Raw genomic sequence first — 26,052 nt, 5'->3', positions numbered from 1 at the left:
TCTTCAAAATAAGGTTGCGTTACTATGCATTTACCATTTAGTTCAGCTGTATTTTCAGTGCTTATCTGTATTTTTTGTTGTGTTTTTACTTTGAAAGCCGAGCCATTACCAAATGAAAATTTATGGTCTATCAGAATGGCTGAATCAGAGATGCAGCGCAACCCACAGGCGTATACCCTCGATTGGCGCAAAGCGCCACGTTGGGATTACACACACGGCCTTGAGCTACTCGCATTCTCTCGACTTTATCAAAATACAAAAGACAAACGCTACTTTGATTATATACGTGAGTATGTTGATAGCTTAATTAATGAAGATGGCACCATTAAAAGCTATCAACAGAGTAAGTATAATATTGATATGCTCAACGCCGGTAAATTATTGTTTTTTATGTATGATGAGACTAAAAACAATAAATATCGCTTAGCAATCGATACTCTTTACAAGCAGCTAGAACATCATCCTCGTACTAAAGAAGGTGGGTTTTGGCATAAAAAGCGTTATACCTCCCAAATGTGGCTCGATGGGCTTTATATGGGTGCGCCCTTTTATGCACAATATATACGCCGCTATGGCAGCGAAACGCAATTCGACGATGTAATCAAACAGTTTGAATTAATAGAAAAATACCTTTATCGCAGTGATACTAAACTACCTGTACATGGGTGGGATGAATCTAAACAACAGGCATGGGCAAATCCTAAAACAGGACAATCGCCTAATCATTGGTCTCGTTCTATTGGTTGGTATGCCATGGCAATGGTCGACGTACTTGACCAACTCCCGAACAATTACAATAAAAAAATGTGGCTAAACACACGCTTTAAGGCGCTAATTGATGCCGCTCTTATTTACCAAGATAGTTCTGGCACCTGGTTTCAAGTAACTGATAAAGCAAGTATTAAAGGCAACTACCTAGAATCATCAGGCAGCGCTATGTTGACTTATGCTATGGCTCAAGGTGTTATGAACGGCTACCTTCCTGCGGACTACTTGTTACATGCACAGCGAAGCTACAACGGTTTAATTAAACAATTTATTTTAGTCGATGCAACGAACCAACGTATTTCTTTTACTCAGACATGTGCCGTAGCAGGCCTTGGTGGTACACCCTATCGCGATGGTAGCTTTGGGTATTATATAAGTGAGGATATTCGAGCCAATGATCCTAAAGGCGTAGGGCCATTTATTTTAGCTAGCCTTGCTTTGATGCGTTAAGGCCTAATAATGCGACCAATAAATATAATAATACTGTTAAAATTTTTTGTATATTACCTCGTTACTTTTTCATTTTCAGCCAAATCAATTGCCCCACCAGACGCGGCCTATGTAACAGATAATACTGGTATTAACCGCGTTAGTTTAAATACCGACGATTATACAAATCCTATATTACACGCCGATTATTCCGATCCTGATGTTGTTGCTGTCAATGGCCACTACTACATGACCGCGTCTAGCTTTAATTCAGCCCCAGGATTGCCAATACTTCATTCAACCGATTTAGTTAATTGGTCTTTAATTAATTACGCACTAACAGAACAGATCCCCGTAACGCATTACCAAAAAGTGCAACATGGTAATGGTGTTTGGGCACCAAATATACGTTATCACAATAACTTGTTTTGGATATTTTACCCAGATCCTGATTTTGGTATTTATGTTACCACGACAGCCAATCCAGCAAAAAAATGGAGCAAACCGCGCTTAATTTTATCAGGAAAAGGACTCATCGATCCAACACCTCTGTGGGATGATAACGGTAAAAGTTACTTATTACATGCTTGGGCAAAGAGTAGAGCAGGCTTTAATAATGTTTTAAGTTTGAGGGAAATGACAAGCGATGCATCATCGGTAAGCAGCCTATTTACTCATATCATTGATGGCAAAAATTTCCCTGGATATAGGACGATTGAAGGACCCAAATTTTATAAGCGTAATGGCTATTATTATATATTTGCCCCAGCAGGTGGCGTTGATTTAGGTTGGCAATCGGTGTTTCGTAGTAAAAATATAGCCGGTCCTTACCAAGCTAAAATAGTTATGAATCAAGGTAATTCTATTATTAATGGCCCGCATCAGGGTGCTTGGATACATACTGACTTTGATGAAGATTGGTTTATCCACTTTCAGTCAAAAAAAGCGTATGGCCGTATCGTACATTTACAACCAATGCAGTGGAAAAATGATTGGCCTATCATCGGCAAAGACGAAGACGGTGATGAAATAGGTGAGCCTGTTTTACGCTATAAAAAACCAGTGCATAGCGATACAGTGACGATTAAATCACTTAAAGCAAGTGATGATTTTACTGCTGAACAACTGGCTCTACAATGGCAATGGAATGCAAATTCTGATGTACGTTGGTATTCGCTAACTAAAAAGCTTGGTGTTTTGCGCTTATATCAGCAGAAAAAAATAGCCGAAAGCAATGACAGCTTGTGGTTAACACCTTCTCTATTACTACAAAAATTACCCACAAATACCTTTACTCTAACCACTAAACTTACGTTACCTAAATTGCCATTAAAAGGCCAAGCAGGACTTGTTTTATTTGGTGAGAACTATGCATGGATCGGTATTACTTATGATAAAGAAACGCAAACTAATCAACTGGTTTACGCACAATGTATAAATGCACGTAAAGGCTGTAATGAACACTTAAAAGAACCTCAACCTTTCTCTGGTAATAATGTTGAGTTACGTATGACAATGCAACCCACTGGCGATGCTATTTTTAGTTATCGCACTAATAGCACAGATCCTTTTCGAATTATTGGTGAACATTTTAGTGCTACAAAAGGACGCTGGGTAGGAGCAAAAGTGGGTTTATTTCATGTTGCATCTAAGCCAAACGCAACGCAATTTATAGATGTTGATTATTTTCGTTTCACACCAATAGAGCAAAATTAAAAATGCGTAATAGCAACAGATTAATTTATTGTATTATACTCATTCTAGGTAGCTTTTTTATAATATCATCCGCATATGGAAAAGAGTACACGTTGCAAAATAGGTATAAAAAATTAATAAAGGATTACCCACAAATACAGTTACCCTCACAAACAATACCCCGCGAAATCTTGTCCTATCAGGATGTTGTTTATAAAAAAGTTACCGACCATGTATTAGCAATGTCTATTTATCGCCCCAAAAATTCAACCGCTTCCTTACCACTTGTTGTCATGATTCATGGTGGGGGCTGGCAATCAGGAACACCTGAACTATTAAAAACATTAGCATTTTCTATTGCAGCACAAGGGTTTGTGGTTGCAGTGCCTGCATATAGATTATCAACAGAGGCGCAATATCCTGCTGCAATTAATGATTTAGCCACTGCGCTGAATTGGCTTACAACTCATAAAGCACAATATAATATAGATACATCAAAACTAGCGCTAATTGGCAGCTCTGCAGGAGGGCAAATGGCGGCCTTACTGGCCTACAGTCAAGGGCAATTAAAAGAAACTAATAACCCACTTATAAAAGCTAACGTATTAATAAATATTGATGGATTGAGCGATTTTACAACACCTATAGCCCTACGCTATGAAAATGACCCAAGTAAAAAAATAACATCTGCGAGTGCTTGGCTCGGTTCGCGATATGAAGATAACCCCCAGCGTTGGCATAATGCGTCACCAATTAACTATATTAACGCAAGCTCACCCGCGACCTTATTTATCAATAGTAGTGCTAAGCGTTTTTATGCAGGCAGAGAAAAAGCCATCCAAAAGTTAAACTTTCTGGGTATAACCACTGAAGTTTATCAATTTAAGGATGCTCCTCATTGTTTTTGGCTATTCCAACCGTGGCAAACAGACACAATAAAAGCAATGACGTTATTTTTAAAAAAACAGCTATAACGGGTATTTTATACCAACCGGCTTATATATGGGGTCTATTTAACGATAAGAAAATTGCACTATAACTAGGCAAAAAATTTTATATCTAATTGTTCTAAATAAAAATTTTTAACAACGTTATAGAGTGATTTAATTCATTAAATTGTTTAAGTATTTATGCCGTTTGGTATTATTCGCTACATTGCCCTGTCGACTCTCGCTTAACTAAAGTGGGCGTAACCGTTTTTTGAAGTGGTAACTTTTCTTTTGTTGCACGTGACTTATTTATTAACTTTTGTACTGCTAAACATGCCATATTATAAACAGGTCGACGAATCGTCGTTAACGAAGGAATAATGCGCGACGCTAAAATATTATCATCAAATCCTGCAACTGAAAGCTCATCGGGTACTTTGATATTTAAGTTACTTGCAACTCGTAATGCCGCTGCGGCCATTTCATCATTATTAGCTACAATAGCTGTTGGTCTATTAGGCGTGTCTAACAGTGTTTGTGCGCACATTAAGCCACTTTCGTAATTATTTTTCCCTTCCACAATACGACTGTCTGGTAGTTGCACATTGTAAACCTGTAACTCAGCCAAAAAACCGGCTAAACGCTCAGTAGATGAACGAAAATGTTGCGGCCCAGAAATAAAACCAATATCGGTATGACCAAGTTCAACTAAATGGCTTGCCATATCACGCATGGCTGCACGCTCATCCGAGACAACTATATTGTCTGCATCATCTAAATCAACAGAGGCAAGTCGTACATAAGGACATTGTGCTTCACGAAGAGCCGCCGCAAGTGCTTTATTTTCAGATACTGGTGGTAGGATAATCACGCCATCTAATTTTGAGCGTGAAATAAAACGTAAGCAATCATCAATAAAGTCCTCATGCTTTGACGACCCAGGGTGAACAACTAGCTCATAACCCAGTTCGGCGCACACACTTAAAGCACCGCGTTGTACTTGGTCAATATAAAGCGCATCAGGGTTATCATAAATTAGCCCTAATAAATAAGAACGACTAGATGCGAGTCCACGAGCCTGCTTATCTGGTGAAAAGCCTGTTTCTTTAATTATTTCCAGTACCCGCTCACGCGTTGCCTCACCTACTGCTGGTGAGCAGTTAATTACGCGAGAAACAGTACGTTTTGAAACACCTGAAAGCCGTGCTACATCATTGATCGTTACTGACATTATAAGTTCCTGAACAAGGGTAATCTTCAATTTTACCAGCTACTTGATGTCTGTAAAGAAACCATTGCAGTGATTAGTCTTTCAAGGCAAAAATGAACCCAAAAATAAATTATTTTGTAAGACAATAGTTATAACAGCGGTTGGCTTTTACGCAAAATAAATTCGACCAACCGCTTTTTGTATAGCCTATTGTAGTAGATTCAGCGCTGTTAGCGTGAAAATTACGGCTTAAGACAAGTTTATTATCCCAAGTTCAGATTATGTTACTCAATAAGACCAAATAAGCGAGGTAAAAACTCACTCACAGCAGGTACGTATGTAACCAGCATTAAAACTAAAAACATAACGATATATAATGGGATCATTGGCTTAATAATTTTATGAAGAGACGTTTTAGCCACTGCACAACTTACAAAAAGTACACTTCCTACTGGTGGCGACACCAACCCTATGGATAAATTTAATACAATCATAATACCAAATTGTATAGGCGACATACCAAACTGTTCAGCCACAGGCAAAAATATTGGCGTAAAAATAAGCACCGCAGGAGTCATATCGATAAATGCTCCCACTAGAATTAAAATCAAGTTTATGAGTAATAATATAATAATTGGGTTATCACTGAGTGTTAAAAAGAAATCACTGACAATTTGCGGAATATGGGTAAACGATAGCAGCCAAGACATTGCAGAAGAAGCACCAATGATGAGCATTACAATCGCGGTTGTTTCACATGCTTTTAGTAATATTCCAGGTAACGCGGCTAAACTAATTTCCTTATAAACAATAACAGATAATATTAACGCATAAATTACCGCGATTGCCCCCGCTTCAGTTGCAGTAAATACCCCTCCAATAATACCGCCTATTACAATAAAAATAAGCAGTAAACTAGGAAAGGCAGCCAACACTTTTTCAATAACAATTTTCAACGGTAGGCGTGCTGTTACAGGGTATTTATTTTTAATAGAATACACCGCACAAACAGTCATTAATGCAAGTCCAACTAATATACCCGGAAGGTAGCCTGCTATAAATAATGCCGCAATTGAAACACCACCACTGGCGATTGCATAAATAATTAAAATATTACTGGGTGGAATTAGCATGCCCGTCGTGGATGCCGTCGCGGTGACAGCAGCCGCAAAGTTTTCACTGTAACCATGTTTTTTCATCTCTGGTACCATAAAACTACCAATCGCTGAGGTTGCAGCTACAGCAGAACCTGATATTGCACCAAATAGCATACACGACAAAACATTTACCAACGCTAAGCCACCAGGTAAAAACCCTATTAATGCCATCGCACATTCGATTAACCGCTTGGCGATCCCTCCTTGGCCCATGATAAGCCCAGAGAGAATAAAAAATGGAATAGCAAGTAAAGCAAAACTATCTAATCCACCAGCTAGCTGTTGGGCGATAGTCGTCGCCGCCGGCGTAAAATCCATATGCATTAATAAGGCGAGTAAAGTAGCTAAACCAATGCATATTGAAATAGGGACATTAATAAGTAGTAATGCAAAAAAAGTAACGACGAGAATTATTGCTGTAAAATCCATTACACCTCCTCCTTCTGTCTAGTAGCGGCTAATTGAAGTAAATTATCTAAGCAATTAATCGCAATAAGTACCCCGCTTAATGGCAACACTAAATAAACAAATCCCATATTAATGCCTAAAGCTGCTGATGTTTGCTTCAAATCAAAGCTTAATAGCATCAATAAAGCGCCCCCATAAATTAATAGACTGCTGGCTGTTATTAGCGCTATTAATTCTATAAAAATAGCGCATTTGTGCTTTAGTCTCGGTTTCATTTTTTCATAAAACAGATCAAGCCCTAAATGTGCACGTGTTCGATAAGCGTAGGCTGCACCTAATACGCCAATCCAAATAAGCAAAAAGCGCGCTAATTCTTCGGTATATGAACTTGGCGAACGCATTATAAATCTCGAAAAAACCTGCCAGCAAACCACCGCAACAATGGCAACCATAGCCATAATCAAAATACGCTCAATTAGGTGATTTAAAAGTGTGTTAAATTTACGCATCATCTCTCACTACATTGCTTTAATTTTTGTTATTACTTTTGCAACAGGAGTGTTGTCAAAAGACGCATGAAACTCAACGACTTGATCGCGAAATGCTTTTTTATCTGGATAGGTTACTTCAACACCCGCTTCAATTACTTTTGCAAGGGCGTCATCAGAAGCGGTTTGCCATAACGAACGCTGGTACTTTACTGAATCAGCCATTGCTTGGCTTAGCCATTGCTGCTGCTGGGTATTTAACGAATCCCACACACTTTGGCTGGCTATAATCACATCAGGTACAAACGTGTGTTCATCTAATGAATAATATTTTGCTATTTCATAATGGCGAGATAAGTAATAACTAGGTGGGTTATTCTCTGCACCATCAACAACACCTTGTTGCAGAGCTGCATAGAGTTCACCCCATGCAATAGGCGCAGCTGCACCACCAAGGGCTTGAACAGTGGCAACCGCAGTTGGACTATTCAGTACTCTTATTTTTTCACCCACTAAGTCATCAGGTGTGTTGATTGGTTTATTCGTTGTATAAAAACTACGGCTACCCGCATCGTAATAACCCAGCCCTTTAAGTTTTGCAGTTGCAACCTTATCGAGCAGATTTTGGCCTGTTTCGCTATTAAGTACTCGCCAAAAATGTTCACTATCTCTGAATAAGTAAGGGATACCAAATACTTTCATTTCAGGTACAAACCCTTCAAGAGGACTGGCTGATACTTTGGTTATAGCAAGGCTGCCTATTTGCAATAGTTCAATTAATTCTCGCTCAGAACCAAGTTGGCCACCTGGGTAAATTACTATCTCCATACTCCCCTTTGAATAGTAATCTAGCCGCGTTGCCATAAATTCCATCGCCTTGTGAACCACATGACGAGTATCAAGTGTATGCGCTAATGTTAAACGTATGGTTTTTTTATCATCGCTACAACTGGTGAGTAGCCCGATCGATAAAACCAAAAAAACGACATTGAGAAGATTCTTATGCATTATTATATTTCTTCTTATCAGTGTGTGTGAATAAGCGATTGTACGAACTACATTACCTCAGTTCATGAGGCTGATATTTATCCATATCATCATAATCTAGATTTTCGCCAGCCATCCCCCAGATAAAACTGTAGTTTTGAGTACCCGACCCAGAATGAATAGACCACGCAGGTGAAACAACGGCCTGTTCATTATGTATCCATAAATGGCGCGTTTCTGTGGGTTCTCCCATAAAATGGCACACAGCTTGTTGCTCTGGTATTTCAAAATAAAAATACACTTCATTACGTCGATCATGTTGATGAGCAGGCATTGTATTCCATACACTACCAGGCTTTAGCTCAGTCAAACCCATTTGTAATTGGCAAGTTTTTACAACTGTATTAATCAGCATTTGGTTTATATCACGCTCGTTAGACGTTTCTAAAGCGCCTAAATGCAAGACGTTTGCATCATTACGGGTAACTCGTTTATTTGGGTATTTATGGTGTGCTGGCGCCGAATTTAAATAAAACTTAGCTGGATTTGTGTTATCACAGCTTTTAAACGTCACATTTTTTGATTCTTTACCTATATACAAAGCATCTTTGTAGTTAAGTTCAAACGTCTCATTGTCTGCGGTTACCGTACCTCGGCCGCCTACATTGATAATGCCCAATTCACGTCCATTCAAAAAATGAGCTGCTTTAAGGTTATCTACTGTCTCTAGCGTTAAAGCTCCTGCAGTTGGAACCGCACTACCTACCATAAAACGTTCGTAATGCGTGTACAGCCAATAAATTTTGTCTACTTGCATAAGCTTATCAACCAAAAACTCATCTCTGAGCTGCTGTGTATCGTAGCCTTTCACTTCATTTGGACCAACGGCGTAACGTGACTCAATTTCTGTACTCATAGTTTGCTACCTAAAATAAAGTTATCGTGCTAACCAGCCGCCATCAACAGCTAAAATATGTCCATTAACATAATCGCTAGCAGCTGATGATAAAAAGATGGCGGTTCCAATTAAATCCTCAGCTTCACCCCAACGCCCTGCTGGTATACGTTTTTCGATCTCACTGTTTCGAGTAGGATCATCTTGTAAAGCTTGTGTGTTATCGGTTTTAAAGTAACCGGGAGCAATTGCATTTGTTTGAATATTATATTGCGCCCATTCATTCGCTAATGCTTTAGTTACGCCTGCAATAGCATGTTTACTTGCTGTGTAAGCAGGTACTGTCATGCCACCACTATATGAAAGCATTGACGCAATATTGATAATTTTCCCTTGCCCTTTTTTAATCATTGCAGGTGCAAGTGCCTGAGCAAGTAAAAAACTAGCATCAACATTTACTTTCATTACGTTTTGCCACTGCTCGTACGGATAATCTACGGCTGGACTTCGAAAAATAGTGCCACCTACATTAATTAAAATATCAACAGTCCCAGCATACTCTAATGCACGCTCCGCAAGCGAAATTACAGCATCTTCGCGGCTTAAATCAGCAGATAATTCAATCACTTGCCCTGATTCATTTTTAATCATCTGGCACGTGTTTTTGCAACCATTCTCTTGGCTACTGCTACATATAATATTTGCACCTGCTTGAGCTAAACCCAAGGCTATTTGCTGCCCTAATCCACGGCTGGCCCCAGTTACTAAGGCCGTCTTTCCCTTTAAATCGAATAAATGCATGCTCATTGCCAATTCCTATCGTTAATCTCTATATTTATATAATGTAAATAAAATAATTTGAGTTGTTAAAAGCCATTCTTCGCTACCGGTGGCAGTTTGTCAAATTTAATTTGCCACCGGTGGCATTTATAAGTAGTATGAAATCAACAACAGGCCAATCGATACTCAAAATGGGTTATATTATGCAAACATTGAATAGAAAAAACTTTAATAAAAACAAATACCCAACAAAAATAATGCAATTTGGTGAAGGTAACTTTTTACGCGCTTTTGTCGATTGGCAAATAGATAAATTAAACCAAACGAGTGATCTAAGTGCAGGCATTGCAATTATTCGCCCAATTGATTACGACACATTACCGCTGCTAAATACACAAGATGGTTTGTACACCACTATTATTCGTGGCTTAAATGAGCAAGGTGAAACCGTAAGTGAAGAGCGTATTATTGGTTGCGTTAATGAAGAGATCCCTATTTATAAAAACCTTGAGCGTTTTTTAGAGCTTGCTACAAATTCTGATTTGAAAATCATTTTTTCAAATACAACTGAAGCAGGCATAGAGTACATTGATTCAGACAAGCTAGAGGATAAACCTGCAAAAGCATTCCCAGCAAAGCTAACACAATGGTTATTTCATCGATTTAATCACTTTGCTGGCTCAGCAGAAAGTGGCATGGTCATTATTCCGTGCGAACTTATTGATTACAATGGCGAAAAGCTCAAAGAAATCGTTTTAAAGTACGCAAAAAACTGGCAATTACCAGAAGAGTTTACCCAATGGTTAAATGTACATAACCATTTTTGCTCAAGCCTAGTTGACCGTATTGTGACAGGCTTTCCACGAGACGAACATCAACAACTGCAAGAGTCACTCGGTTATTTAGACAACTTTATGGTCACTGCCGAGTATTTTCACTTATTTGTTATTCAAGGACCAAAACATCTCGCTGAGTTATTGTGTTTGAAAGACAGTGACGTAAATATAAAAATTGTCGACGATATTTCACCTTACAAACAACGCAAAGTGGCTATTTTAAATGGAGCACATACAGCGTTAGTGCCGCTGGCATATATGGCAAATATTGACTCGGTTGGTGATGCCCTTAGTGCTCAATTATTTGAACGATATTTAACTCAACTCATTGCTGATGAGATTATTCCGACCCTTGATTTACCCGCAGATGAGCTAAAGAAGTTTGCCAGCGATGTACTTAACCGCTTTAGAAACCCCTATATTTGCCATCTACTATTGTCTATTTCACTAAACAGTATGACTAAATTTAAGACACGCCTGCTACCTCAGCTATTTAAATATGTGGAATTAAACCAAAAGGTTCCTGAGTTAATTGCGATGGCAATGGCTGGACAAATTTTATTTTACCGTGGTGTACGTAATGATGAGTCTATAGCTCTCAGTGATAGCGAACAATGGTTAGCGTTTTTTAAAGACAACTGGCTGGAGTATGGCCGTGGTAGCTTAAGTATTGATCAATTGGTTGAAAAGTTCCTAGCCTGTGATTGGCACTGGGAAACAAATTTAAATGATATTTCAGGCCTTAAACAAAGCATCGTAGGCTATCTACAGAGTATGATGAACACCAGTGTAGCAGCCACCATTGAAAGTAAATTAGGTCAATAAAATGAAACCATTAATCAAATTACACCCAACCGATGATGTAGCAATTGCCATGCGCAATATTGGAGCAGGCGAAACATTACCGGTTGATGGCATCGACATTTTAGTAACTCAAGATGTAGACAAAGGTCATAAAGTAGCTTTGCGTGACATAGAAAAAGACGAGAAAGTTATAAAATATGGAGCTCCAATTGGCTTTGCTTTAGCTAATATACCAAAAGGTACGTGGGTTCATACACACTGTGTTAAAACCACCCTAAACGATGAACTTGAATATCAATACACCCCTGAGTTTATTGACCAAGCAGCAGCAACTCCATCACCCGATGTTAATATTTATCGTCGTAAAAATGGCGAAATTGGTATACGCAACGAGATTTGGCTTATCCCTACTGTTGGCTGTGTAAACGGTATGATTGCACAAATGAAAAAAGAGTTTATGCAACGAAACCCTGATCTTGGCATTGACGGAATTCATGTTTTTCCTCATCAATTTGGCTGCTCACAGCTCGGTGATGATTTAGAAACAACCCGTATTCTTTTACAAAACATGGTATTGCACCCTAATGCAGGCGGTGCGTTGGTTGTTGGCTTGGGGTGTGAAAACAACCAATTAAATGTGTTTAAAGAAGGGCTTGGGGATTTTGATGAAAACCGCGTTAAATTTTTAATCACACAACAAGCTGATGACGAAATTGAAGATGGTGTCGCTCTTCTCGAAGAAATTTATAGTCGAATAAAGTACGACAAACGCGAACCTGGAAAATTAAGTGAAGTTAAATTTGGTTTAGAGTGTGGTGGCAGTGATGGCCTATCGGGCATAACAGCTAACCCTATGCTAGGTGTGTTTTCAGATTATTTAATAGCCCAAGGCGGTACAACCGTGTTAACCGAAGTACCAGAAATGTTTGGTGCCGAAACGCTATTAATGTCGCGTTGTAAAGACGAAGCAACCTTTCATAAGTTAGTTGAAATGGTTAACAACTTTAAAGGTTATTACAAAGCACATAATCAACCCATCTACGAAAATCCGTCACCTGGAAATAAAAAAGGCGGAATAACCACATTGGAAGATAAATCACTAGGGTGTACACAAAAAGCTGGCAGCAGCAAAGTACAAGCCGTCTTACACTACGGTGAACGTTTGAGCGTACCCGGTTTAAACTTACTAGATGCACCTGGCAATGACCCAATTGCAACAAGTGCTTTAGGTGCTTCTGGTTGCCACATTGTACTATTTACCACTGGTCGTGGCACCCCTTATGGCGGCTTTGTTCCTACGCTTAAAATTGCCACTAATTCAGAGCTAGCCAAGAAAAAAACACGCTGGATAGACTTTGATGCTGGTGTGCTCATCAACGATGTAAGTATGGAGCAAGTGCATGGTGAGTTTGTTGACTTGCTTGTTGAGATAGTCAACGGAAAAGAAACCTGTAATGAAAAGAATGATATTCGTGAAGTCGCTATCTGGAAAAAAGGAGTCACGCTTTAAATGTCTATCAAAAAAATAGCAATTATTGGCGAGTGTATGGTTGAGCTATCGGGTCAATTATTTTCTTCTATGCAACAAAACTATGGCGGTGACACAATGAATACCGCTATTTATTTGAAAAAGCTCGCAGGTCAAAGTGTTGATGTAAATTATGTTACTTGCATGGGTGCCGACACATTGAGCACCGCGATGATAAAGCAGTGGCAAAAACATCAATTAAATACTGATTTTGTACTTATCGCACCTGATAAACAGGTTGGTTTGTATATGATTCAAAACGATGTTCAAGGAGAGCGCTCTTTTCAATATTGGCGAAGCGACTCAGCAGCAAAATATTTGGTAACACATCCTGATTTTAACCATATTGTCGCGCTTCTTAGTCATTTTGATGCTATTTATCTATCAGGGATATCACTCGCTATTTTATCAGTTAAAGATTGCAATACCCTGCTTGAAATTCTAACAAAGCTTGCTCATCAAGGTGTCGATATTATATATGACAGTAATCACCGCCCGGCTCTTTGGGCAAGTGATGAACACTGTAAAAAAACCAACAAAGTCATGTATGCGCTTGCTAATTTATCATTGCTCACTTTTGATGATGAAGTACAAATTTGGGCCGATAATAATATTACCGCTTGCCATTTTCGTTTGCACAAAGCCGGCGCTCAGCATGTGCTCATAAAAACAGGTGCTGATGGTTGTCAGTACAGTAATAAAAACACTTCAGAGCCCCGCTATTTTAAAACCAACAAAGTCGATAATGTTACTGATACAACAGCGGCTGGGGATTCATTTAACGCGGGGTTTCTAGCATACTGGCTACACGGTAATTCAATAGAGGACTGTGCCAAAGCTGGTAACTTATTAGCCGGACAGGTTATTCAACACCGAGGGGCGATTGTAGGTATTGATACTGATTCAATAAAAACGTCAATAATAGGTCGTTAATGATGAAGTTTACTTTTTTCGTTATTTGTCTATTGGTTAGTTGCAACATCCACTCAAAAACACCGGCCATTGGAAGTGAGCCCAGTACTATTTTGTATGTGGATAAGCATAACCCTAAATATTTCAGCTCTATTCAACAAGCTATTGATGCGAGTACTCACTTTAAACGCGTTATTATTTTAATCAGCGCTGGCGAATATAACGAAAAGCTATTTATAACTCGCAATAACTTAAGTTTAGTTGGTCAGTCGCAAAGTAATACGCGAATTACTTTTCCTGAGCTTAGAAATAACTGGCGAAAAAATCACGACAGTGATTGGGGGGCGGCGGTTGTAAATATTGACGGTAGCGATATAAATATCGTCAACTTACAAATCACTAATCACTACGGCCGAGAACACAACACTAACGAGCACCAGTTTGCGGTTCGTAGTTTTGAAAACGCCACCCGCATCACCTTGCATCAATGTAACATTAGTTCCGACGGGGCTGATACTCTGAGTTTGTGGAATAAAAAAGATGGATTATATTACCATTCATATTGCTCATTTACTGGCGCAACCGATATGGTGTGTCCTCGTGGTACCGCGTTAATTGAGCATTCTAAATTCTTCAACATAAAGCAAAGTGCCACTCTTTGGCATGATGGCGAACTCAATGTAAATCAAAAGCTCGTTGTAAATGACAGTGAATTTGATGGTGTAAAAGGTTTTTGGTTAGGTCGACATCATTATGATGCACAGTTTTATTTAATTAATAACCAGTTCTCTAGCCACATGGCTGACAAACCAATATTCAAAAAAACCTACCCTGATAAAAGCCGTAATAAGGCAAACAAATTTGGCGCTCGGTATTTTTTTGCGAATAATCAAAACATTAATAGTTATTCATGGGCACATAATAATTTTCAGCCCACTAACACTTATTTAGCCCAACAAACTATCGAACAGTGGGTATTTGGTGATAAATGGCAACCAAATGCCGTACTTCATAATTTAGCACAACAAATAAATAAAACGGCTTTTGCTACTGATAGCTTTAGCTTATAAACATAACAATTTTAGGGTGCATACTTTGGATACAATCAATAAGAAAATTAAATATTTAAGTTTAAGTGTATTTCTTTTATTAGTGAGCGTATTCACCTCTCACGGGTATGCACTCGACTCAAATTTAGCCTTTAAAAATGCCGATGGATACGGGAAATACACGCAAGGGGGGCATGGCGGCAAAATCTATATTGTTAACTCACTGGAAGATAATCCTAAAAACCCAGCAAAGGGAACACTTAGACACGCCTTAAAGCGTAAATACAAGCGCACAGTGGTATTTAATATCTCCGGTGTTATTCATTTAAAAGAACCCATTATTGTAAAAAGTGGCTTTTTAACTATTGCAGGGCAAACCTCTCCTGGTGGCATTACCGTTGCGGGTGCGCCAGTTCAAGTTTCGGATGCTGATCATATCATTATTCGCTATATGCGTTTTCGCCTTGGTACATTTAAATTAGCTGAAGATTCGATGTCTGTGCGCAATAGCCGAGATATAATAATTGATCACTGCTCATTTAGCTGGTCAGTCGATGAAACTGCTAGCTTTTATAATAACCAACGATTCACGCTGCAAAATTCAATTGTAGCTGCGAGCCTTAATCACTCAATCCATCCCAAAGGGCGTCATGGCTATGGTGGAATTTGGGGGGAAATAAAGCCAGTTTTATTAATAATGTCATCGCTCATCATAATAGCCGCACACCACGATTAAATGGTTCACGCTTAAAACCCCCTTACGATGAACAGTTTGAATTTGTTGAATTTTCCAACAATATCATTTTTAACTGGGGCAGTAATAACGTTTATGGTAGTGAGAATGGCCGCTTTAACTTAATAAACAACATTTACAAACCGGGACCCGCAAGTAAAGTAATACAACTTGTTGATTTATGGTACTCACCAAATATAACAAAGTCTCAAGCTTATATATCTGGTAACTATTTTGTGGGAGATGAGAAAATAACTGCCGATAACCGACTGGGTGTAAACTATCGCACTAGCAAAGATGCAAAACGTAAAAATATATCAATGGATGATAAACGACTCAGTCGAGTTAAGTTAGAGCCAATCAATGGTGCTGTAAATAGTGCGACAATAAATAGTACTCAAAAAACCTACAGCACACTTATAAAGGAAAAAAACGTAGGGGCTAATTTTAATGCCAATGGCATGTTTTTAGATAATATTGATACACAAGTGTTAAACCAAGTAGATGGTAGTACGCCTATTAATGGCAAAGGTTTAATAAACAGTGAACTAGAAATGATTAAAAGCTGGGAAGAATATGAACGACAATTTCTAGGATTCCCTGACATAATTGATAAAAATAAAGATGGTATAAATGATCGTTGGGCAGCTAAAAATCCAACTAACCAACATAATATAAACGCTTATATAAATTCGATTACGGAGTAATCATTCTTCACTTTTATTATATGAAGGCCGGCTGGTGAATAAAGTCATCCGGCCTTTGAATAGGTCAAACTTAGAGATGACAAATATGTTCCTTCGCTAAGCGATTACCCTAGCGCTAACCAGATACCTACAGCAGCCATTAAGCTGCCAGCAATACGGTTCATCCATTTTATATTATCGCCACGGCTTAAAAATAAACGCAGGCTTTTACCGCCTGTTGCGTAAGCTAACATGCATACAAATTCGCTCACCATTATTACACTTAACAATACTAAAAGCTGAGGAGCTACAGCATGCTCAACACTTATAAATGGCGGCAGTAGTGAAATCATAAACGCCCAGCCCTTAGGATTTGCAATTGCAGTTACAAAACCTTGCGTAAATAACGACTTCCGACTTACGTCATTTGGTTTTGAGGTATCGACCGACATTTTGCCTTTGGCTCGCCACATGTTAACGCCAATGTAAATTAAGTACGCACCGCCTACCCACTTTAAAATAGCGAACGCATCTGGGTAATTTAGCATTACGCTTGCAACGCCTAATACCGCAGCTATAGCAACACTTGCGACACCTAATAGCTCACCTATCATCATCCATAATGTGCGGCGCACGCCAATGCTCATACCGAGTGTCATGGCAAGGGTCATACACATACCTGGCGTTATCGACACAAAAAAGAACGTAGGAATAAAAACCGCAAGTGCTGCTACATCAATCATTAATTTACTCTCATATTAAAAGCAAAAACGCGGCTATAAGTAGCCGCGCTGTTACTTACTCATTTTTATTACTATTGCCCAGCACTTACCACGGGTTCAGTAATAACCTCTACTGGCTCTGCTGTATCATTTAACAAATACTTATCTAACCACTGTTCTTGTTCCCACAATACATGCAATAAGCTTTTACGCGCACGGTAACCATGTGCTTCATAAGGGAGCATTACTAAGCGAGCATCTTTACCTAAACCTTTAAGGGCTGCGTACATGCGCTCACTTTGCATTGGGAAAGTGCCGTGAGATTGAGGGTGGGTCTTCTTGCACCCTACCCCATATGTAAAAAGCATCTATTGCCCAGCACTTACCAAGGGTTCAGTAATAACCTCTACTGGCTCTGCTGTATCATTTAACAAATACTTATCTAACCACTGTTCTTGTTCCCACAATACATGCAATAAGCTTTTACGCGCACGGTAACCATGTGCTTCATAAGGGAGCATTACTAAGCGAGCATCTTTACCTAAACCTTTTAGGGCTGCGTACATGCGCTCACTTTGCATTGGGAAAGTGCCAGAATTAGGATCTTCCTGACCGTGGATCATTAGCATTGGCTCGTTAATTTTTTCAGCATGGAAAAACGGCGACATATTAGCGTACACACTTTGTGCTTGCCAAAAGTCACGTTCTTCTCCTTGAAAACCAAACGGCGTTAATGTGCGGTTATACGCGCCACTGCGAGCAATACCTGTTTTAAATAAATCGCTATGAGCCAATAAGTTAGCAACCATAAATGCACCATACGAGTGCCCTGCTATGGCTATCTTGTTTTTATCGGCAATGCCTTTTTTAACTAATACATCAACAGCTGCTTGCGCACTTGATACTAACTGCTTTCTAAAGTTATCGTTTGGCTCGCTTCCATCAATACCCACTATTGGCATTTTAGGGTCGTCAAACACGGCAATCCCTTTAGCAAGGTAAGGCATTGGGCCCCAATAACCAATGTAGGTAAACGCATAAGGCGATTCGCGTACTTGCGATGCAACGGCTTTATCTTTGTATTCAAGTGGATAAGCCCACATAAGTACCGGTAACGGGCCTTGTGTTTTATCGTACCCTGGTGGTAAATAAAGCGTGCCCGAAAGCTCAACGCCGTCGTCGCGTTTATAACGTAATTGCTCTTTAGTTACGCCTTTAAATGCAGGGTACGGATGCTCAAATGTCGTTAGTTGCGTTAACGTGTCGTTATCTAAATCACGTATAAAAAAGTTAGGTTGCTCAGTTTTAGATTCGCGAATAGTAATAAAGCGCTCACCTTCGTCATCAAGTAGTGCACGAACACGCTCATAGTATGGCGCTTCTGATTGCCATAAACGCTTGCTGCTATTTGTTTTAACATCGTACCTATCTAAAAACGGCACATTACCTTGCTCTGAAGCACCATTACCGCGCAGGTAGATATAACGCCCGCCTACAATTTTAATTACGTTTGCGCCTAAATCGTTGCGCTCGTAAATGGCATTACCCGTGTCTTTGTACGCATCGTTGTAACTACGCTCTGAAAATAGCACGCGGTTTCTGTCTGCATTTCGTGGTTGCACTATGTAAGTACGTACTTGGCGATCGCTAAAGCGCCAGTCTGTCAGCATTGCTACGTTTTCGTTGCCCCACTCCATTCCCGCATAACGGCGCTCTACTTTGGCAAATAATTTAGGCTCGCGTTTAAATGGTGCACGTAAGCTGTAAACATAATCATGATGCTCAACGTCGGTTTTCATGTCGCCGCCATCTTGCGCCTCGGCCCAAATAACTTCAGCGCCTTGATCGGCTCGCCATTCAAAATCACGGCGGCCAGTGCGAACACTGTCGTAACCTTGTGGAATATTATCGGCAAGTGGCTGTTTTGCCAGCTCTGCTAATGCATAGCCGCGCATGCCCCATATTTGCCACGTGCTTGCAAAGCGACTGTAAGGCACTTGATACGAAAACGGCTCATTAATACCGGCAACTAAAATATTGGTAGAATCAGGTGATACTGAAAACGATTTAAATAAAGAAGGGCTACCTATTGCTTGAGTTTTGCCATCAAGCGTTATGTAAGCCAGTTGCCCTTGGCCGTAAAACTTAAATTGTGATTCATCAAACGGGCTGGTTAATAAATTTTGGTAAGTACGTGCTGGTGCTTTTTCGCCAGTACTTTGTTGAATAACAGGCACTACATTTTGGCTGTTATTTTCAAGCCTTGGTTTACCAAAATTAACAGCAAGATTCGCAACAATGGCGCTGCTATCTGGCAGCCATTTATATGGCGATGCAGTTAGTACCGAATTTAACGCAGCACTAGTTAACTCTTTTGCTTGCTTGGTTTCAACGCTGTAAAGCCATAAGTTGGCTTGGGTTGGTTGCTCAACAACAAAGGCTAAATATTTACTATTAGATGACCATTTAGGTGAGCGGATAATGCCATTAGGTAAGTTGTTAATGCTAATAACCGACCCGCTTTGAACATGCTTTAGCTCCACGGCACTAAATTTGGCACTCACACGAGAGCGCGAAAAATTAGCGGGGTTTAGCTTAATACCAGCAAGCTTAAGCTCTTCTTTTGCAAGTTCATCAAGGGTTACTACACGTTTGCGTTCAAAAAGGGCTAGCCACTGGCCATCGCTCGATAAGTAACTAGTGGGTGCTAACTTAGCGTCAACCAATGCTGCAAGTTCAGGTGATGGGGTTTGATAGCCCTGCTCGGCGTAACTTGTTGGCACCAATGCCGCACAACAAATAAAGGCAACTAACAGCCTAAAAGCGCTCATGTTTTTATCCTTTTGTTATTTTTTACTCTTATAGGCGTATATAAACACGTTTTGCTTTGTTCATAAAGTATTAAGGTAAGTTAAACACCTCTAAAAGATGACTTAATAGTGCTGATTAAGCTAAACTACAGCGCTATTTATTCACCACTGCGGTACTTAAAATACAATGCATAACAAAGCCAAATCAGTCACCATTTTTGATGTTGCAGAGCGTGCTGGTGTATCAAAATCAACCGTATCGTTGGTGCTTACCCAAAGCGATAAAGTGGGCAATAAAAGTAAACAAAAAATACTCAAAGCGATAGATGAGCTAGGGTACGTTTATAATCGTGATGCCGCGGCTATGCGCTCAAAACGCTCTAACTTAGTGGCCATAGTAATAAATGATTTAACTAACCCAGCTATGGCACATCTTGCTACCAGCTTACAACTTTTGTTAAACGACAATGGCTTACAAGCCATGATTGTAAGCAGTAATAATAGTCTTGAGCTACAAGCAAACGCAGTTAAAAACTTAAAAGAATACAACGCAGCTGCATTTATTATTTGCCCCGTTGCTAATACTTGCCCCAAATGGCTTGATGCGCTCAGCGCGCAACACAAAGTAATTACCTTAATGAGTGAAGTACCCTTTAGCGCAGCTCCGTGTGTATTACCCGACTATAAAAAAGCCAGCCACGTAGCCAGTATGCATTTACTCGCACAAGGCGTGACAAACATAGCATTTATAGGCAGTGAACTTACTTTAAGTGATTCACAAGCACTGCAAAGTGGCTTTAATACCGCATGCGCGCAGAACAGCATTACACCATTAGCACCCATTGACTGCGCAGTAAACACAGCCCTTAGCGCTAAAAATGCATTTATGGAAGCATATAAACACAAACCCACATTAAACGCAGTGGTGTGTGCAAACGATATTATTGCTCAAGGTGTTATTGCCGCTATTAACTCATTAACTCATCACTGTATTAAAGTAGTGAGTTGCCACCACATTCCTAATAGCGCGGTTATAAATAATCACTTAACCACCGTTGCTATTAATACAACTGATATAGCTAAGCGGTGCCTTTTAATACTGCAAGAGCTACTACAAAATACAGCCCCGCCAGTAAAAACACTGGTAAATGTAAACTTACAAATTAGAGATTCTAGCCAATGAAAAAAGTGCTGGTAATTGGCTACGTATGGCCAGAGCCAAATTCGTCTGCTGCGGGAACGCACATGATGTCGTTATTAAATGCATTTAGAGCGCAAAACTGGGACGTTGAATTTGCAACGCCCGCGCAGCGCACCGATCACATGGTAAACCTTGACGACTTCGGCATAACCAGCCAAAGCATTGCATTAAACTGCGACAGCTTTGACGAATACGTTAAAGCTTATAACCCAGACATAGTCATGTTTGACCGTTTTATGATGGAAGAACAATTTGGCTGGCGCGCCGATAAACATTGCCCAAATGCCATTAAAATATTAGATACCGAAGATTTACAATGTTTGCGTAACGCTCGTCACGAAGCGTTTAAAGGTGAGCGCGAGTTTACAACCAGCGATTTACACTCAGACTTAGCAAAACGAGAAATTGCCGCTATTTTACGCTGCGACCTAAGCTTAATTATTTCAAGTTATGAAATGAGCCTGCTAAACAGCGTATTTAAAATAGAGCCAAGCTTATTACACCATTTACCATTTATGGTCGATTTAAGCTCACTGTCTACAAGTACAAAAACGTTTGAGCAGCGCCAGCACTTTATGACCATAGGTAACTTTAGACACGCACCAAACTGGGATGCTGTACTTTATTTGCAAAAAATATGGCCACTTATTCGCAAGCAACTCCCAAAAGCAGAACTACATATTTATGGCTCTTACCCACCACCAAAAGCCACGGCACTAAATAACCCTAAAACAGGGTTTTTAATAAAAGGCTGGGCCGATAATGCGTTTGATGTAATGCAAAGCGCACGCGTATGTTTAGCACCACTTCGTTTTGGTGCAGGCATTAAAGGTAAATTACTTGAAGCCATGATTATGCAAACACCCAGCGTTACCACCTATATTGGCGCAGAGGGCATGCATAACGATTTACCATGGCCTGGTAAAATAGCCAACACCGCCGACGATTTTGCCAATGCTGCTGTTGAAATGTACACCAATCAAAGTGACTTTGAACAAGCGCAGCAAGATGGCAACACGCTCCTTAATGCGCTTTACGATAAAGCTCAATTGAGCACGGTGTTAATTAAAAAAATCGATTCAATAAGTAGCGATTTAGAGGCTCATCGCGAAAAAAACTTTACAGGCCAAATGCTCAAACATCATACAATGCGCAGCACTCAATACATGTCGCAATGGATAGCTGAAAAAAATAAAAAATTAGATTAAAAATGACTAGACACACACCAATTAGTGTTTAAAATCGCGCCCAACAAACGTGGGCAGTTTTAGCTGTATTGTCTATATTTTTAGCTTAGTTATCGCAATATTTGGTCCAAAAAGATTTGAAAACTGCAACCTTTACAGAAAAACGCAAATTTATCGTTAAATTGGGTAAAATGCTTCACAAGTATGGTACGCCTGCTTACCGCCTAGAGGCCCACCTAATGGAAGTGGCTACATATTTAGGACTTAAATCATCGTTTGTTATGTCGCCGACTTCGGTAACGTTTGTTATTTGGACTGATGGCCACGAAGACGAGTACACCCATGTTGCGCGTGTAGACCCTGGCGATCACGATTTAGGCTCACTTGCCGACACCGATGACCTTGTAAACCAAATGCTTGACGACAAGCTAACTTTACAAGAAGTTGACGCCCAGCTAGATGCTATCTACGACATGCCAAACCCATACAATAAACTTGTTACGGGCGTTGCCTTTGCAACTTCTGGTGGTGCGTTTGCAATGTTAATGGGTACTAGCTGGACTGATGTTATTTGGTCATCGCTTCTTACTTTAGTTGTTTATTTGTTTGTGCTTTGGTCTGGGCGCTCAAAACGCGTAGCCCATATGCTTGAGCCATTAGTGGCCATAATATCAGCAATACTTGCCTGTGCAGTAAGCGTGTATATAACACCTGAAATAAACATACGCTTGGTGGTACTTTCGGCCATTATTGTATTTATACCAGGTTTAGCACTTGCGCTTGGCTTAGCAGAGCTTGCAGCGCGGCATTTAGTGTCCGGTACAGCAAGAGTCATGGACTCGTTTATGCTGTTATTTAAACTCTATTTTGGCGGTTTTATTGGCATAGGTATTGGCTTTGCACTCTTTGGGCAAGCTGACTTTGTACAACCTGAACCATTACCAAAGTGGACCGCATGGCTGGCTATATTTTTACTTTGTAGCAGCTTAATCGTTATTTTTAGAACCAAACTTAAGCACGCTGTTTGGTCTATTGCATCAGGCTTTATAGCGTATGGCACCAGTATTGGCTCGGCTATGTACCTTGATTACACGTTAGGTACGTTTGTGGGTGCTTTATCGGTAGGTATATTTAGTAACTTGTTTAACCGTGTTGCTAATGCGCCGGCTTCTATTGTGGCCATGCAAGGCTTAATTGTATTAGTACCAGGTAGCAAAACCTATATTGGCTTAAACTCACTCATTGAAGGCCAAGACTTTATATACGCAGAACACATAGGCCAACAAACGTTTTTAATATTTATGTCGCTTGTTGCAGGGCTAATATTTGCAAACGTAGCCCTACCGCCTAAAAAGAGTTTGTAACTGATACTGAGCACTCGCTTTACTTTAATTGAGTAAAGCGAGTAAAACATTAAACTAAAAACAACTACCAAGTAGCAATTGAGGCCAATGCTAAATGTTTTAGCTCATTACATTGCACTTGAGTCAAACTCAAAAACCTCATAGTGATTCCAACGTAAAAACAGTTCAGCGCTTTCTAAATAACCTAAACTCTGGATAATAAATCTATCTCAAGCAGCTATTTTCAGCGCTAACTGCGTTGAATTTACTTGCAATAGGCTAGATATTTGCGTATTCACTGGTGCGTAAACTGCTTTGCTGAGCTTGAATAAGCCATAAAACAGCCAGCGACAGTAAAACCGATTTCCATTTCATTATTGCTCCGTTCCCTCTATGAGTAGAGGTATTTTATGCGTGTTTTTATTAATTTAATGATAAACCATATATTATTTTCTATTTTGGTTCAATCACTTACAAACAGCAGCCTTAGCTTATTAATAATAAAAGATGATAGTGAGGATTATTACTTGGCACTTCCCTATTGAGCAAAAGTACTCAATAGGGAAGTAACTCACTTAGCGTGACCAGTTAGTTTTGGCAAGCTCTACAATCTCGTTTCCTTTGCCGTTTATCAGCGCTTTCATCATGTAAACACTAAAGCCTTTTGCTTGCTCTAATTTGATTTGCGGTGGCATTGAAAGCTCTTGTTTTGCAGTATCGACTTCTAAAACAACAGGTCCTGAGTGGTTCATCATCTCGTTCATTGCCGATGGTAATTTTTCAGGGTCATCCACATGAATACCTTTTAATCCACAAGCCTCTGCAATGTTAGCAAAACTTGGGTTTTTTAAATCGGTATCGCTTGATAAAAACCCACTGGCTTTCATTTCCATAGCCACAAAACTAAGTGAGCGATTATTATAAACAACAATCTTTATTGGTAAATTAAACTGCTTAAGTGAAATTAAATCCCCCATTAACATCGAAAAGCCACCATCACCACACATTGCAATGACTTGGCGGTCTCTATCAACAGATTGAACCCCCATTGCCTGCGACATCGCATTTGCCATAGAGCCATGATTAAACGAGCCAATTAAGCGACGCTTACCATTCATTGATAAATAACGCGCAGCCCACACTGTTGGCGTACCTACATCACAAGTAAAAACAGCATCGTCAGCTGCTTGCTCGTTGAGTAAACGCGTTAGGTATTGCGGGTGAATTAAGTTTTGCGAGGTTTTGCCACTGGCAAGTTCATCAAGATCTTGTCGAGACTCTTTGTAATTTTTAACACATTTTTGTAAGTGCGAACTTGTCCGTTCACCTTTAATATAATCAAGCAGTGTGGCCACTGAGTTTTTAGTATCCCCTAACACGCCACAGTCAATTTGCACGTGTCGCCCGAGTGACGCAGCCTGATTATCAATTTGCAATATGGTGGTATTTTCAGGATAAAAAGCACGATAAGGAAAACTAGTACCAATCATAAGTAACGTATCGGCTTCTTGCATTGCATGATAGCCCGACGCAAAGCCAATAAACCCAGTCATACCAACATCGTAAGGATTGTCGTATTCAATAAATTCTTTACCGCGCATGGCATGCACTATCGGTGCTTGTAATTTTTCGGCTAGCGCAACAATTTCGTCGTGGGCATCCTTACAGCCAGCACCACACAATAAGGTTACTTTTTTACTTTTATTAAGATGAGTCGCCATCGCTTCAATATCAGATAAAGCGGGAGTATGTGTTACTGGCTTTGGCACGTTCCAATTTGGTTTGATAGCTTTAGGCATATCTTTTAATGCAATGTCGCCAGGTAGCACAAGTACACTCACGCCTTTGTTTAATATTGCTTGTCGCATTGCTGTTTCTAGCAGGTACGGCATTTGCTCAGGGCTCGACACTATTTCACAATACACACTGCATTCTTTAAATAATTCTTGCGGATGGGTTTCTTGAAAATAACTACTACCAATTTCAGATGAAGGAATATGTGCGGCAATTGCTAATACTGGTACATTATTACGCTGACAATCAAATAAGCCATTAATTAAATGAAGGTTACCCGGCCCACAAGAACCCGCACACACCGCAAGCTCGCCTGATAAATGGGCTTCGCCACCGGCTGCAAATGCGGCAACTTCTTCATGTCGTGTGCCTAGCCATTCAATTGTTCCCATTTTTCGCAGACTTTCACTAATGCCGTTAAGTGAATCGCCAGTTACTCCCCAAATACGTTTTACGCCTGCTTGTTCGAGGGTTTTAGTGATAAAACTTGCGATATTTTGACTCATAATATAGAACTCCTAAATATTCAGTTATTCTGTAAATTGATTTTTCGTCTCTGATCTATCAGGTAAGTCATCGTTTCGAAATGCGCTCAATTATTGAGAATCGATAAGCTTAAATATTTTGATAATGATAAATATATTACTACTGAGACTTTACTAACAAACGCCTATGCTTGCTGCGACCCCATACTGATACAT

The 26,052-nt window shown here is 39.8% G+C and carries 21 protein-coding genes and 1 pseudogene; 12 read left to right on the top strand and 10 right to left on the bottom strand.

Annotated features, from left to right (window positions below):
• Positions 1–24: 24 nt before the first annotated feature.
• The 3 genes from AOR04_RS19570 (at position 25) to AOR04_RS19560 (ending at position 3,866) form a co-directional block, all read left to right on the top strand.
• Positions 25–1,218: a glycoside hydrolase family 88/105 protein gene (locus tag AOR04_RS19570; RefSeq protein WP_096794406.1), complete on the top strand. Its 1,194-nt coding sequence runs from the start codon at positions 25–27 to the stop codon at positions 1,216–1,218.
• A 9-nt stretch (positions 1,219–1,227) separates the two neighbouring features.
• Entirely contained in the window at positions 1,228–2,913 is a 1,686-nt protein-coding gene (locus tag AOR04_RS19565; protein ID WP_096794405.1) for a glycoside hydrolase family 43 protein, read from the top strand.
• Positions 2,914–3,134: 221 nt separating this feature from the next.
• The gene (locus AOR04_RS19560) at positions 3,135–3,866 is read left to right on the top strand and encodes an alpha/beta hydrolase (protein ID WP_157770570.1); all 732 of its coding nucleotides are present in this window, start codon (positions 3,135–3,137) and stop codon (positions 3,864–3,866) included.
• A 169-nt stretch (positions 3,867–4,035) separates the two neighbouring features.
• On the opposite strand, the gene AOR04_RS19555 is transcribed toward AOR04_RS19560, so the two are convergent.
• The 6 genes from AOR04_RS19555 to kduD all read right to left on the bottom strand — a co-directional run bounded on the left by AOR04_RS19555 (position 4,036) and on the right by kduD (position 9,773).
• Complete coding sequence (locus AOR04_RS19555) at positions 4,036–5,052, bottom strand: LacI family DNA-binding transcriptional regulator (protein WP_007377232.1); 1,017 nt, start codon at positions 5,050–5,052, stop codon at positions 4,036–4,038.
• 263 nt (positions 5,053–5,315) lie between these two features.
• Complete coding sequence (locus AOR04_RS19550; RefSeq protein ID WP_007377231.1) at positions 5,316–6,617, bottom strand: TRAP transporter large permease; 1,302 nt, start codon at positions 6,615–6,617, stop codon at positions 5,316–5,318.
• Positions 6,617–7,054: a TRAP transporter small permease gene (locus AOR04_RS19545; RefSeq protein ID WP_232525572.1), complete on the bottom strand. Its 438-nt coding sequence runs from the start codon at positions 7,052–7,054 to the stop codon at positions 6,617–6,619. The genes AOR04_RS19550 and AOR04_RS19545 overlap by 1 nt, the downstream gene beginning before the upstream one ends.
• 60 nt (positions 7,055–7,114) lie before the next feature.
• On the bottom strand, positions 7,115–8,092 hold the full coding sequence (locus AOR04_RS19540; protein WP_096794403.1) for a TRAP transporter substrate-binding protein: 978 nt from the start codon (positions 8,090–8,092) through the stop codon (positions 7,115–7,117).
• A gap of 52 nt (positions 8,093–8,144) precedes the next feature.
• The gene (kduI, locus tag AOR04_RS19535; protein WP_007377228.1) at positions 8,145–8,987 is read right to left on the bottom strand and encodes a 5-dehydro-4-deoxy-D-glucuronate isomerase; all 843 of its coding nucleotides are present in this window, start codon (positions 8,985–8,987) and stop codon (positions 8,145–8,147) included.
• 21 nt (positions 8,988–9,008) lie between these two features.
• The gene (gene kduD / locus AOR04_RS19530) at positions 9,009–9,773 is read right to left on the bottom strand and encodes a 2-dehydro-3-deoxy-D-gluconate 5-dehydrogenase KduD (protein WP_008134475.1); all 765 of its coding nucleotides are present in this window, start codon (positions 9,771–9,773) and stop codon (positions 9,009–9,011) included.
• A gap of 131 nt (positions 9,774–9,904) precedes the next feature.
• Between kduD and AOR04_RS19525 the strand changes: the two genes are divergently transcribed.
• From AOR04_RS19525 to AOR04_RS21945, 6 genes are read left to right on the top strand one after another with little or no spacing between them, the layout of a single operon-like run.
• Positions 9,905–11,407 carry a tagaturonate reductase gene (locus AOR04_RS19525; protein WP_198403039.1) on the top strand — a complete coding sequence of 501 codons (1,503 nt, stop codon included), beginning with the start codon at positions 9,905–9,907 and terminating at the stop codon, positions 11,405–11,407.
• A gap of 1 nt (position 11,408) precedes the next feature.
• A complete protein-coding gene (locus AOR04_RS19520; protein WP_096794402.1) occupies positions 11,409–12,896 on the top strand; it encodes a UxaA family hydrolase in 1,488 nt (495 codons plus the stop codon).
• Positions 12,897–13,847, top strand: a complete 951-nt coding sequence (locus tag AOR04_RS19515) for a sugar kinase (protein WP_096794401.1) — start codon at positions 12,897–12,899, stop codon at positions 13,845–13,847.
• Positions 13,847–14,896: a pectinesterase family protein gene (locus tag AOR04_RS19510; RefSeq protein WP_096794400.1), complete on the top strand. Its 1,050-nt coding sequence runs from the start codon at positions 13,847–13,849 to the stop codon at positions 14,894–14,896. The genes AOR04_RS19515 and AOR04_RS19510 overlap by 1 nt, the downstream gene beginning before the upstream one ends.
• Before the next feature lie 25 nt (positions 14,897–14,921).
• On the top strand, positions 14,922–15,611 hold the full coding sequence (locus AOR04_RS21950) for a hypothetical protein (protein ID WP_232525571.1): 690 nt from the start codon (positions 14,922–14,924) through the stop codon (positions 15,609–15,611).
• Entirely contained in the window at positions 15,542–16,315 is a 774-nt protein-coding gene (locus AOR04_RS21945) for a hypothetical protein (RefSeq protein WP_232525570.1), read from the top strand. The genes AOR04_RS21950 and AOR04_RS21945 overlap by 70 nt, the downstream gene beginning before the upstream one ends.
• Before the next feature lie 104 nt (positions 16,316–16,419).
• Here the strand turns inward: AOR04_RS21945 and AOR04_RS19500 are convergent, their stop codons facing one another.
• The 3 genes and pseudogenes from AOR04_RS19500 to AOR04_RS19490 all read right to left on the bottom strand — a co-directional run bounded on the left by AOR04_RS19500 (position 16,420) and on the right by AOR04_RS19490 (position 19,847).
• A complete protein-coding gene (locus tag AOR04_RS19500; protein WP_096794399.1) occupies positions 16,420–17,037 on the bottom strand; it encodes a LysE family translocator in 618 nt (205 codons plus the stop codon).
• A gap of 71 nt (positions 17,038–17,108) precedes the next feature.
• Positions 17,109–17,333, bottom strand: a pseudogene (locus AOR04_RS19495) (alpha/beta hydrolase family protein); the annotation flags it as partial.
• A gap of 51 nt (positions 17,334–17,384) precedes the next feature.
• Positions 17,385–19,847, bottom strand: coding sequence for a S9 family peptidase (locus AOR04_RS19490; protein WP_096794398.1), 2,463 nt, complete (start codon positions 19,845–19,847; stop codon positions 17,385–17,387).
• A 166-nt stretch (positions 19,848–20,013) separates the two neighbouring features.
• Here AOR04_RS19490 and AOR04_RS19485 point away from each other — a divergent pair, with 166 nt between their 5' ends.
• The 3 genes from AOR04_RS19485 to AOR04_RS19475 all read left to right on the top strand — a co-directional run bounded on the left by AOR04_RS19485 (position 20,014) and on the right by AOR04_RS19475 (position 23,578).
• Positions 20,014–21,009, top strand: a complete 996-nt coding sequence (locus tag AOR04_RS19485; protein ID WP_096794397.1) for a LacI family DNA-binding transcriptional regulator — start codon at positions 20,014–20,016, stop codon at positions 21,007–21,009.
• Positions 21,006–22,235, top strand: a complete 1,230-nt coding sequence (locus AOR04_RS19480) for a glycosyltransferase (RefSeq protein ID WP_096794396.1) — start codon at positions 21,006–21,008, stop codon at positions 22,233–22,235. The genes AOR04_RS19485 and AOR04_RS19480 overlap by 4 nt, the downstream gene beginning before the upstream one ends.
• Before the next feature lie 116 nt (positions 22,236–22,351).
• Positions 22,352–23,578 carry a threonine/serine ThrE exporter family protein gene (locus tag AOR04_RS19475; protein ID WP_002960134.1) on the top strand — a complete coding sequence of 409 codons (1,227 nt, stop codon included), beginning with the start codon at positions 22,352–22,354 and terminating at the stop codon, positions 23,576–23,578.
• A gap of 554 nt (positions 23,579–24,132) precedes the next feature.
• Here the strand turns inward: AOR04_RS19475 and poxB are convergent.
• Positions 24,133–25,857 carry a ubiquinone-dependent pyruvate dehydrogenase gene (gene poxB / locus AOR04_RS19470; RefSeq protein WP_096794395.1) on the bottom strand — a complete coding sequence of 575 codons (1,725 nt, stop codon included), beginning with the start codon at positions 25,855–25,857 and terminating at the stop codon, positions 24,133–24,135.
• Positions 25,858–26,052: the final 195 nt, after the last annotated feature.

Origin of the sequence: Pseudoalteromonas sp. 1_2015MBL_MicDiv (assembly GCF_002407505.1) — a bacterium.
GTDB lineage: Bacteria > Pseudomonadota > Gammaproteobacteria > Enterobacterales > Alteromonadaceae > Pseudoalteromonas > Pseudoalteromonas fuliginea.
This window is presented reverse-complemented; position numbering and strand designations above follow the sequence as displayed.